The following is a 4,825-nucleotide window of genomic DNA, read 5'->3' on the forward strand; positions in this document are numbered from 1 at the left end:
TTACTCTCAACTTCATGAGCAGATGCAAGTTTTTTCATACATTCATAGTAAAGCTCCATTTCCCTTATTGAACACTCTTTTATTAAATCATTAAGCTCACTTTTTAAAGAACTAATTTCTTCACTAACACATTTTTCATTTTCATTGCTGGATTGTTTATTTAAAGAGTCAATTTTAAATCTTAAATCATCTATTTTTGAAAGCATACTAGCAAGTTCAATACTAGAATATTGCTTAAATGCTCTTATAAATCCCAATTCTAAATTAGAACGCTCTAAATCTAATTCGCCCTTAACTTTTTTAGCCTTAACTTCTGATCTAAAAGTTTGTGCTACAAGGTGTTCAAAAGTATCTTCACTAATTATTACTCTAGAGTTATCATTAACAAAAGTTTCTCCACTCTCCCATTTTTGTCTCATTCTCCACACATTTACTTTAGAAACTCCTAGTCTAGCTGCTATTTCTCCATCATTTAAAGTTCCTTCTATAAAATATGCAACATAATCATCAAAAGATCTTTTAACTCTTTTCAAAAGCACTACCCAAAAGTAACAAAATTAATAAATTGTTACTCTAAATAGTAAAGCAATTTAACAAATTGTTAACATAAACTGTTAATTTCTTAATGTATACTGGCGGTGTTAATATTTATTGGCTTTTATTGATTTAGAAACAGTAGTTCACTGCATTTTGTTATAGCTTGACTATATAAATTTGTAAACACTTTTTATCTTATTAACAAGCTTATTACTTGTGTAAACTCCCTTGTCATAGCCGTGTATGCTAAGAAATAATATATCTGCAAAACTATTCATAGTAAACGGTTGCTCTCTTTTTGGATATTGTTTAATATTACAAATAATATCATGCACAAAGCCCAAAAACATATAAGATTTTGTTTCTCCTAGCTTTTCTAAACAGTCTTCTAATAGCCCCTCTTTGTAGCTAAAATTAAATCTATTTTTAAAGTGATTTTTGTGTTTTTTTATTATATATTTATCTTTCAGAATATCTTTAATAAAAATTTTTACAGTTTCTAAATCTTGCATTACTTCATAAATAATATATATTTGTTTTTTTTGCTCTTGAGTTAATTGATCAGTTTTATAAACTTTAAATAATTCTTTTTTTATTTCTTGATCTAAATTATCATAAAAATCAAAAACTTTATTAGCGTGCATCATAACTATAGATAGTATAAAAATAAAAAATATTTTAGACAATACTTTTTAACAAAAAATGTAAAAAATATAATTAAATTGAACACTGTAATCATTCAATTTACAAAAAATTACAACTAGCAATATTTGACTAGTTGTAATTTTGTTATACAAAGTTTAATTAAAACTAAATCTTATTCATCATCATCAATTCTATTGCTATCATCATTGATATAGCCTTTAATTGTTTCAAAATGAGATTGGTCTTTAAGATATTCTTTAACCTCTCCTAATTCTGATTTTAATTTCTCTAAGTCTGATTCAATTTCGCTAACTTTTACATTTTCTTTTAATGAGGGCTCCTTCCTGCTTGATGAAGTAAGTTTCTCATTATTTACATTTAATTTAGTCCTTAAAGCACTTCTAGTTTCACCTAATTTTTTCAATAACTTTGAAAAATCATCATCTTCATCTGTTAAACCCCAAGCATGATATATAGATTTATTAGGATCATCTGTAAAATCGTCGTATATGGGCCCTGTAACTTTATCCCTAACTTCTGTTGCCCCAACTATTACTCTTTTTACATCTTCCACAAACCAACTTTGATGTTTTATGGAATCAATATCCTTACTTATCTTGTCTATTTTATTCGTAAGATCTTTAATCTTGGCTTTAGCTTTCTCTTCTTCATCCTCTTCTTCCTCTTCAACTTCAATTTCTACTTCTGCTTCTGCTTCTGCAGTTTCTACTTGCAAGTTTTCTTCTTGTTTAACTTGTTCTTCTTCACTCTTTTCTTTTTGTTCTGCTTGTTCTTGAACTTGTGTTACTTGTGTCTCTTGTACTTGCAAGTTTTCTTTTTCTTCTTGTCTCTTTACTTCTTCTACTTTCTCTACTTTCTTCTCTTCTGCTACTTGTACCTCTACATTTTGCTCTTGTTGTTCTTTTTCTTGCTTCTTATTATCTTCTCGATTTTGTTCTCGCCTTTCTTGACCACCATTGTTAGCACTTTCTTTTAATTTTTCTTCTTCTTTTAATTTTTCTGCTATTTTAGATACTGTTGGATCAGTTGAAATAATTCCTTCTACTTTTTCTAAAAATCCCTTAACTTTTTGTTCTGTTTGTTTTATACCTTGTTTAACTTTTTTTTCTATACCTTCTCTAAAGCCCTTAACCTTCCCCTCTACGCCTTGTTTTAAATTCCCGTGATTATCACACGATATTATCAGTGCAAAAACAGCACAAATAATAAACATTTTTTTATTCATAGTTGTTCTCTCCTATACTGTAAACTTCTATTTTAAATTATTTTTAAGCTCTACTAATGGAATTGCATATTCAGCAGTTTTATCTCCCGAGTCTTTAATTTTATCTCCTGAAAATGTAATATATTCAGAACCATTAATAGCTTCTATCTTTGTTTTTATCTCTTTATTTTGGATACCGTAGATTGTATTACTTTGTTCATCCCCATATCCATAATACAAACTAGCTTTAAATGCTCCGCCTTCAGTCATTGCTTTTACAAAGTTATTAACTTCTGACTCTTCTACTTCAAAGAATGTGGCACTGTGTCCACCTGCATTTAAACCTGTTGCAATACCATATTCTCCTTTTTTTCTTTCTTCCTTTTCTACAACCAAATCTCCTAAGTCTGTCCAATTACCACCATTATCTTTATTTTTAATTTTTACAGTAAATTCAGTGAATTCTATTGTCTTACTATTTATCTGTTCACTTGTACTACTTGTACTTGTACTTGTAAAATTTTCACAAGAACTAATTACTGCAAAAACAGCACAAATAATAAACATTATTACTTTTTTATTCATAAGTTACTCCTCTCCATAAGTCTCAAAGATAATGCAACCCCTAATAATTACAATTTTTTACAGGTTTAAATAATTGATTTTGTTACATTGCTCTGTTACATATTAACAAAACTAAAATGTAATTTTAATCAACTCTCAAAAATCTCTCCATTGCAAATGGGCAACTCACTACAGCATATTACAAAACATATACAAATTAAATTTCAGGGTATTTGCTATATATCACTTAAAGTATTCTATCTTTCTTGGGTACTACCCTTAGAAATTGCCACTTCTACTCTCTACAGCTATTCTACATGTCAAATTTCGCATGCAATGAAAGACACTTCAATTTGACTAAAATTTTTAGTTTTTGGTAAAATATAAATTGCAATTTTTATCTATTTTTATTACTTTAACTTAATTTAAAAAGTAACACTTTAAAGGAGCTTGCTTTATGCGCATTAACAATTTTCCTAATTTAAATAATAATGATATGGACTTTATCCTCAAACTTCTAAAAGATTATCAAAAAGTTATTGATGAAAATAAAATTCTTAAAAATTCCTTGAAAAATTCATCTAAAACCAAAAAAGACACTCTAAAACCCAGTCCTAAATTTTACCTAACTCCAAAAACTAGCAAACTAATTGTAAAGTGTATCAAGCAGTTAAAACAAATTGATCCAATATCTGGTTGGTTTGTATATTTGCTTTTAATAACCGGGTGTAGGGGCACTGAAATTAGAAAAGTAAAAATGCAAGATATTACCCAATTACAAAGTAAAACTGGTGAAATTTTTTATAACATTAAAGTACATGTAGCAAAAAAAAGAAATGTCGCTTGTATTAGAGAAATTGTCATTAACTCTAAGGAGTTTGACGCTATTCAAACAGCGCACAAAAATCATTTTGAAAATAAAAATCTTGATACAAGGCGTACTTATCTTTTCCAAAAAACCAAAAATAAATTTAAAGATAATCAAATTGACATTACTCATATTTCTAATAAATTCAAAAATCTTCTTAAAAAATCTGGATTTAAAGCAAATAAATCTCTTCATTTATGTAGAAATTTATTTGTTTCAAATTTAAAAGCCAATGGTTATAATTCCTTTCAAATTAAAGAGCTTATGAAATACTTTTCAACTCATGAAATTGATAATATCTATGGACTCTCTTCTGCTAACAAAATTCAAGCTTATAAGTGCACCAAAAATAGTTTAAAGCTGTAGTAAAACTATCTAAACTTAAAAACACGCTTTGAAGTTACCTTAAATTCTTTCCCGCGTGGTTTTAAATCAAGTGAATCGTATAATATCTCTTTTTCTTTTGTCGCAATAAAGTGATATCCAGCAACTCCTTTAATTTTTACTTCACTTATTTCAAACTCATTTGCAGCTGCAACATAAAGAGAATTTTCATATCTTGCCATACTTCTAATTCCATAGTAATTAAGTATCAAACAAGGATTCTTAATAAAACAATTACTCCTAATATAATCAAGTCCTAAAAATCTGTAATACGCTGCATTTATATCAAAAGCATTAAATTCGAGTTTCTTAAATAAACTTACATAGTAATGTAGACATAAGAAATAGCAGCCCCACTTTTGTATCTCTACTAGTAAACCCTTATTACTTTGTTTTATTTTACTAATAATCATTGATCAACCTCCGTTGTTAATTTATTTTTTAAACTCTTGAGTATCCCCATTCAAAAGGGGACACTATTTGCATACGCCATATTACTCATATTGTTCGTATTGTTAGACAACAACACTTTGTTACTTATTGGTATAAGTCCTTTAAATCTATCTGATATTGCCCTTTTCTTAGGGTCATAATTAAATACA

Annotated in this window: 7 protein-coding genes; 1 reads left to right on the forward strand and 6 read right to left on the reverse strand. The window is 27.9% G+C overall.

All coding sequences use genetic code 11. The annotated features are described in order from the left end of the window. The 4 genes from HNP68_RS05930 to HNP68_RS05945 all read right to left on the reverse strand — a co-directional run. Positions 1-533 (reverse strand): DUF603 domain-containing protein (locus tag HNP68_RS05930; protein WP_183221409.1); only part of this gene is annotated, 533 nt, incomplete at its 3' end. Between the two features lie 171 nt (positions 534-704). Next, complete coding sequence (locus HNP68_RS05935) at positions 705-1,181, reverse strand: DUF643 domain-containing protein (protein ID WP_235684956.1); 477 nt, start codon at positions 1,179-1,181, stop codon at positions 705-707. Between the two features lie 173 nt (positions 1,182-1,354). Further along, positions 1,355-2,428 (reverse strand): hypothetical protein, encoded by a 1,074-nt coding sequence (locus tag HNP68_RS05940; RefSeq protein WP_183221411.1) that lies wholly within the window; start codon positions 2,426-2,428, stop codon positions 1,355-1,357. Between the two features lie 27 nt (positions 2,429-2,455). After that, a complete protein-coding gene (locus HNP68_RS05945; RefSeq protein ID WP_183221413.1) occupies positions 2,456-2,992 on the reverse strand; it encodes an Erp family outer-surface lipoprotein in 537 nt (178 codons plus the stop codon). A 436-nt stretch (positions 2,993-3,428) separates the two neighbouring features. On the opposite strand from HNP68_RS05945, the gene HNP68_RS05950 reads away from it, so the two are divergent. Then, positions 3,429-4,205: a site-specific integrase gene (locus HNP68_RS05950; protein ID WP_183221415.1), complete on the forward strand. Its 777-nt coding sequence runs from the start codon at positions 3,429-3,431 to the stop codon at positions 4,203-4,205. A gap of 5 nt (positions 4,206-4,210) precedes the next feature. Here the strand turns inward: HNP68_RS05950 and HNP68_RS05955 are convergent, their stop codons facing one another. Next, complete coding sequence (locus tag HNP68_RS05955; protein WP_183221417.1) at positions 4,211-4,636, reverse strand: DUF261 domain-containing protein; 426 nt, start codon at positions 4,634-4,636, stop codon at positions 4,211-4,213. A 50-nt stretch (positions 4,637-4,686) separates the two neighbouring features. Next, a partial coding sequence (locus HNP68_RS05960) for a DUF244 domain-containing protein (protein WP_183221420.1) occupies positions 4,687-4,825 on the reverse strand: 139 nt, incomplete at its 5' end.

This window comes from Borreliella yangtzensis (genome assembly GCF_014201775.1).
Classification (GTDB): Bacteria; Spirochaetota; Spirochaetia; order Borreliales; family Borreliaceae; genus Borreliella; species Borreliella yangtzensis.